This window comes from Synergistaceae bacterium, from assembly GCA_017444345.1.
GTDB lineage: Bacteria > Synergistota > Synergistia > Synergistales > Aminobacteriaceae > JAFUXM01.
Genome location: JAFSWW010000039.1, coordinates 22,284 through 28,347, shown reverse-complemented (window position 1 = coordinate 28,347; position 6,064 = coordinate 22,284). Strand labels below are relative to the sequence as shown.

The 6,064-nt window shown below is 41.6% G+C and carries 4 protein-coding genes and 1 pseudogene; all 5 read left to right on the top strand.

The features are described from left to right. Positions 1 to 521: 521 nt before the first annotated feature. The 5 genes and pseudogenes from IJS99_02310 (at position 522) to IJS99_02290 (ending at position 6,064) form a co-directional block, all read left to right on the top strand. Positions 522 to 1,280 (top strand): annotated as a pseudogene (locus IJS99_02310) (D-ribose ABC transporter substrate-binding protein). A gap of 76 nt (positions 1,281 to 1,356) precedes the next feature. Beyond that, positions 1,357 to 1,941 (top strand): DUF2291 family protein, encoded by a 585-nt coding sequence (locus IJS99_02305; protein MBQ7560655.1) that lies wholly within the window; start codon positions 1,357 to 1,359, stop codon positions 1,939 to 1,941. Between the two features lie 18 nt (positions 1,942 to 1,959). Continuing rightward, positions 1,960 to 3,504 carry a sugar ABC transporter ATP-binding protein gene (locus IJS99_02300; GenBank protein MBQ7560654.1) on the top strand — a complete coding sequence of 515 codons (1,545 nt, stop codon included), beginning with the start codon at positions 1,960 to 1,962 and terminating at the stop codon, positions 3,502 to 3,504. Between the two features lie 25 nt (positions 3,505 to 3,529). Then, entirely contained in the window at positions 3,530 to 4,558 is a 1,029-nt protein-coding gene (locus IJS99_02295; protein MBQ7560653.1) for an ABC transporter permease, read from the top strand. A 24-nt stretch (positions 4,559 to 4,582) separates the two neighbouring features. Continuing rightward, a complete protein-coding gene (locus IJS99_02290) occupies positions 4,583 to 6,064 on the top strand; it encodes an L-fucose/L-arabinose isomerase family protein (protein ID MBQ7560652.1) in 1,482 nt (493 codons plus the stop codon).

The window sequence follows — 6,064 nt, the reverse complement described above, 5'->3', positions numbered from 1 at the left end:
GCTGAGATAAAGGATAAACAAAATCACGAGAGTCTTCAGGCCGTAAAATTTCTATTGCCTTATTCTCTGTGAGTGCCTTCCCTTCAGGCGGATGGACTCCCCCTAAAAAACTTGGCAGGTTCATATTAATATAAACACTCCCCTCAAAATATGTAAAAATTTTAATATGATTTTACTGTATTATAGCTTATATTTTCGCAAAATTTAGTGAGTGTGATAATAATTTATTTTTCGCAATATACATAATTTACGCATTGAAAATTTTTAGTTGATTATATATATTATGTTTATCAAAATTTTTTACACAATTTAATAATTTATATTCAGGAGGTAATTTCGTAATGAAAAAATTACTTGTTGCCGCTTTATCCGCGTTATTAGTCGTATGCTTTGCAGTAAGTGCGTTTGCTGCAGGGGGGATTATCTATATTATTACTCCTTCAACATCAAATCCATTTTTCGGAACTTAACAGAGAGTAGGATCCGCTAAATTTAAAGAACTCTGTTATACTCCAAAATGTTTCTCACACGATGACGACGCAGCAAAACAGTTAGAATTATTTGAGGCTGCCATAGCTGACAAGGCAATCGCTATAATTTGCGACAATGCAGGGGCAGACGCTTCAATCGAGGCAATTCGTAAAGCAATCGACGCAAAAATCCCCGTTTTCCTGATTGATAGAGAGATCAACGAATCAGGACTCGCGCTCGCTCAAATCGTAGCAGACAACGCACAGGGAGCAGCCGCAATCGCTGAAAAATGGGTAGAAGCTATGGATTATGCAGGCCCTTACGCTGAATTATTAGGCCGTGAGTCAGATACTAACTGTCAAGTCCGTTCACAAAATTATCATTCTGTAATAAATGAATATCCTGATTTAAAAATGGTAGCCCAGCAAACTGCAAACTGGGATCAGACTGAAGCATATTCAAAGACTGAAGCAATTTTACAGGCTCATCCTGAAATTAAAGGCATTATCTGCGGAAATGACACAATGGCTTGCGGAGCTACTCAGGCATGTTTAGACGCAAAACGCCCGGACATTAAGATTATAGGACTCGACGGTTCAGACGATGCGGCGGCTTATGTAGCAAAAGGCCAGATGGTAGGCACAGCATTACAGCAAATCGCAAGAATTACAGAAATGGCAATCGAGCAGGCCGACGAATATATAAGAACTGGCAAGAAACCCGCTCAAGAAAAACAGTTAGTGCCTTGTATCGCAATCACAAAAGATAACGTCGCGAATCTCTCGCAGTTCGTTTATACCGAGAAATAAATTTATTGAATTCACCGGCGGGGGAGTCATGATTCCCCCGTTTTTAGTATTTATTACAGGAAGGGGAGACTCATAATTGAAAGCTAAAATTTTTGCAGTGATAATTATAATAGTTCTCGGAGTATTCGTTGCAAATTCCGCTAAAGTCATCGATAAAGACACAGAAGGACAATATACAGGCGTGAAGGCATTTGACGCGTCAGAGAGTTCGGGCAGCGACTGGGGCAAAATTTCACAGGAAATCACGACAAACGCAGCAGAAATTAACGCACTCGATTTAAACTCGCTCGGAGCTGGTAAGGCTATAAAGATTCACGGGACTGTCAGCGAGTTCACTTCTAAGGCGGGAGGCAAGCGAAAATCTATAACAATTACTCCTGAAAATTATTCGGGCAATATGATATTTTCCGTTCAGTTAGGGAGCGTTTATACCGGCACAGCAATAAGAGACACTCAGACAATAAAGAAATTCGGCGACTTCACGAATCAAACCGAATGGAGTCAATATGCAAAGGCGTTAAACTCCCAGCTTGATAAAGACGTAATAACACCGCTCGCAATAAATGACTCAATCAAGGGCAAAACTATAACAATAACCGGCGCGGCTGTCTCATCAGGGAATCAGGTAAATATTACGCCCGTCTCTATTATAATCGAGTAACAGAGAGGAGATTTTATCATGTTCGATGATCCCAATATCGTATTACACTGTGAAAAAATTGATAAAATTTATCCCGGCACTAAGGCTCTTGATGGAGTCTCGTTTGATTTACTCAAGGCAAAAGTAAATGTCTTAATCGGTGAGAACGGCGCAGGGAAGTCAACCCTAATGAAGATGATAGCCGGAATTGAGCAGCCTTCAGCCGGTAAAATGTACATGGACGGCCAAGAAGTTTTTTTCAGGGACATTAACGACGCTAAAGCAAAGGGAATCGGAATCATACATCAGGAATTAAGCCTATTTCCAAATTTAACAGTCTATCAAAATATTTTCATGAATCACGAGCGTACAAATTTCGGGCTGTTAAATGACTCTGCTCATATTGAGGGCGCTAAAAAAGTTTTAAAGCGTCTTGAGCACGAAATTGACCCTAATACTTTAGTCGGAGATTTAAGAGTCGGCCAGCAGCAAATGGTAGAAATCGCAAGAAATTTAGTGAGCAGTGATCTACGAGTCCTAATTATGGACGAGCCGACAAGCTCATTATCTGCCGCAGAAGTAAAAGTTTTATTCAAGATTATGCGTGAATTACTCGAACAGGGAATCTCTATTGTATATATTTCTCACAGGCTCGAAGAAATTATGGAAATCGGCGATCACGTTACAATTTTGCGCGATGGGAAGTATGTAGCCGACGCAGATATTAAAGATATAAAACTTGAATGGATAGTAGAGAATATGGTCGGCAAGAATACCCAGTATCATAGATTCAAACGCTCTATAGATTTAGAGAAGTCCGGAAAAATTTTAGAAGTCAAGAATCTATATTTGCCTAAGACTGGCGGCGGGTGGCTGCTCGATAATGTAAATATGTACCTCAAAAAAGGTGAAGTGCTCGGCATTTATGGGCTTCTCGGTGCAGGCAGGAGCGAATTATTTGAGTGCTTAATGGGTATGCGTCCCGAACACAGCGGAGAAATTTTTTATAACGGTCATAAAATGAAAGTCGGCACTATTGCAGATCAGTTAAAGGCGGGATTTGCTATTGTACCTGAAGATAGACAGCGGCAGGGACTCGTTCAAAGTCTTGATATTTGTAAGAATGCTTCTCTTGCGTCACTGAATGATTTTGCGAGATTCGGACTCATGGATTATACAGCAGAGGGCGCAGCAGTTGACGGCGAAATTAGAGAACTTCACATAAAAGTTGCTGATAAAACACTGCCGATTCTTTCACTATCAGGGGGCAATCAGCAAAAAATTGTAATCGCAAAAGGACTCATGACTAAACCCGAAATTTTATTAATGGATGAGCCCTCACGAGGTATTGACATCGGCGCAAAGACTGAAGTTTTCGAGATTATTCACGAATTTTCAGAGCGGGGACTCTCAATAATTGTCATATCGTCGGAGCTTAAAGAAATTATGGCCATCGCTGATAGAATTTATGTATTATCAAACGGGAAGTGCACGGCTGAATTAAAGGGAGCAGATATCACAGAAGACAATTTAGTCAGGGCTTCATATGCGGGACTCGGCACGGGCAAAACTCAAGCTGCTTAAATAAAACGGGGGGAATTTATTAATTATGAAGAAAGATAACAGCCAGCTAATTATGACTCTTTTAAAGGGTCGTACGTTTATAGTATTAATCTTGCTTGTAATATTCTTTAGTTTTGCGTCAAAATCCTTCTTATCACTGAACACTCTTACAATGGTAGCAAAGCACGTCGCTTTATATGGAATTCTAGCGCTCGGAATGACATTTGTAATCATAACGGGCGGAATTGATTTATCGGTCGGTTCAGTCGTCGGACTTGTCGGAATGTTAGCAGGCGGATTGATTCAGGAAGGACTCACAATCGGAGGCAAGACAATTTATTTTACAGTTCCTGCGATAATTATATTAATGCTCTGTATGGGCTGCTTAATCGGGCTTGTGAACGGACTCATAATCACAAAATTAAACGTAGCAGCATTTATTACGACACTGGGAACTATGTATATTTGCAGGGGACTCGCTAATTTGAGATCAGGCGGTGCTACATTCCCGAATATAGGCGGCTTTGCAGGACTCGGCAATGTAGGACTAAAGGCACTCGGAGCGAACTGGCTGGGAATTCCTGCGGGCGTTTATGTATTCGCTATACTTTCAATAATTGCTGCGTTATTATTGAATCGGACTCCCACTGGGTGGCACTTGTTAGCAGTCGGAGGCAACGAGAAGAGCGCAAAACTTTCAGGAATCAAGGCCGATCAAGTTAAAATTTTAGCTTATGTAATTTCCGGATTCTGTGCTGCTTGGATAGGATTAATTAACACTGCTCAATTGTCGGCGGCACATCCTGCATCGGGCGACGGCTGGGAAATGAACGCAATAGCGGCGACTGTCTTAGGCGGGACTTCAATGTCGGGCGGTTCAGGGACAATTATAGGCACAATCGTGGGCGCGTTCGTTATAGGCGTAATCAATGACGGAATGACAATGTGCGGAGTCTCTGAATTCTGGCAGAAGATAATCAGGGGAGCTGTAATTATTTTAGCAGTCATAATAGATCAGACTCAGAGAAATTTACAAGCGAAAATGGCTCTTCAGGCAAGAAACGAGTCAAAATAAATTTTTTTAACGGGGGTATTATACATGGCAGCAAAGAAAGCGAAAACCAGCAAGAAATCAGCGGAGGAGTCAATAACTCACGAGGGCGCGAAAATCAAAATCGGGTTTGCTCCAACAAGGCGGGCTATATTTTCAGCTCCTGCGGCAGTAGAATATAGAAAGCTCACAGCAGCAAGGCTCAAGGAATTAAATATTGATTTCGTTGATATTGATGACGTGAACGAGGAAGGCCTATTATATGACGACGCAGGACTCGAAAAAATTTGCGCGAAATTCAAGGCCGAGAAAGTTGCAGGATTATTTATTCCACATGCTAATTTTGGAACAGAGTACGAATGCGCAAGACTCGCAAAAGAATTAAACGTTCCCGTCTTACTATGGGGGCCGCGTGATGAGAGACCCGACAAGAACGGAATGAGGCTCCGTGATAGTCAGTGCGGACTATTTGCAACTGGAAAAGTTTTAAGGCGATTCAGAGTCCCATTTACTTATATGAATAATTGCAATTTAACAGATCCCGAATTTGAGCGCGGATTACGTGATTTTATAGCAGTCTGCAATGTCGTTAAAGTCTTCAGGCACACGAGAATTTTACAGATCGGCCCGCGTCCGTTCGATTTCTGGTCAACTATGTGCAACGAGGGCGAATTACTCGAAAAATTTAACATTCAATTATCCCCGATTCCTCTTCCTGAGTTATACGCTGAAATGAAAATGTGGCGCGAGGAAAAGAAAGAAGTCGCTAAAATCATAAAATATTGTAAGGAAAATATGATTTGTAAGATAGAAGACGACTCACTCGCTCATGTTGCAGAGTTAAAGGCTGCTATGAAGAGTTTATCGGAAAAATACGGCTGTAATGCTATAGCGATTCAATGTTGGAACGCCCTGCAGGACGAAATTAATATAATGCCATGTGCCGCAAATAGTTTATTGAATGAAGAAGGAATCCCGGTCGTATGTGAGACTGATATACACGGCACGATTTCGCAGTTATTAGCAGAAGCAGCAACTATGAATCAACGCCGAGTAATGTTCTCAGACTGGACAGTCAGACACCCTGATAATGAGAACGGGGAATTATTACAGCATTGCGGGCCTTGGCCGATTTCAGTAGCTCAAGAAAAGCCTTCAATTTGCGTACCTGTTGCATTCCCTCAAAACGGTGCAGTCAGTGCAGAAGCTAAACACGGATTAATGAGTCTTCTAAGATTTGACGGCGACGGCGGGGAATATTCTATATTGCTTGGTCATGCGCGGGGAATTGACGGGCCTTTTACTCGCGGGACTTATGTATGGATCGAAGTTAATAATTTGAAGCGTCTTGAGGCAAAAGTCGTTGAAGGTCCTTATATTCACCATGTCGCAGCAATTCACGGCGATATTGTACCGGTTATTTATGAGGCCTGCAAATATATCGGAGTCAAGCCCGATTTATATGATCCCATTGAGGACAAAGTAAAAGCCTATCTACACGGCGAAGATGTAAAATTTGATGAGGTGTAA

Bases quoted from the DNA above. Each gene is read 5' to 3' on its own strand.
- IJS99_02295 (MBQ7560653.1), top strand. From the start codon at position 3,530: ATGAAGAAAGATAACAGCCAGCTAATTATGACTCTTTTAAAGGGTCGT.
- IJS99_02300 (MBQ7560654.1), top strand. From the start codon at position 1,960: ATGTTCGATGATCCCAATATCGTATTACACTGTGAAAAAATTGATAAA.
- IJS99_02290 (MBQ7560652.1), top strand. From the start codon at position 4,583: ATGGCAGCAAAGAAAGCGAAAACCAGCAAGAAATCAGCGGAGGAGTCA.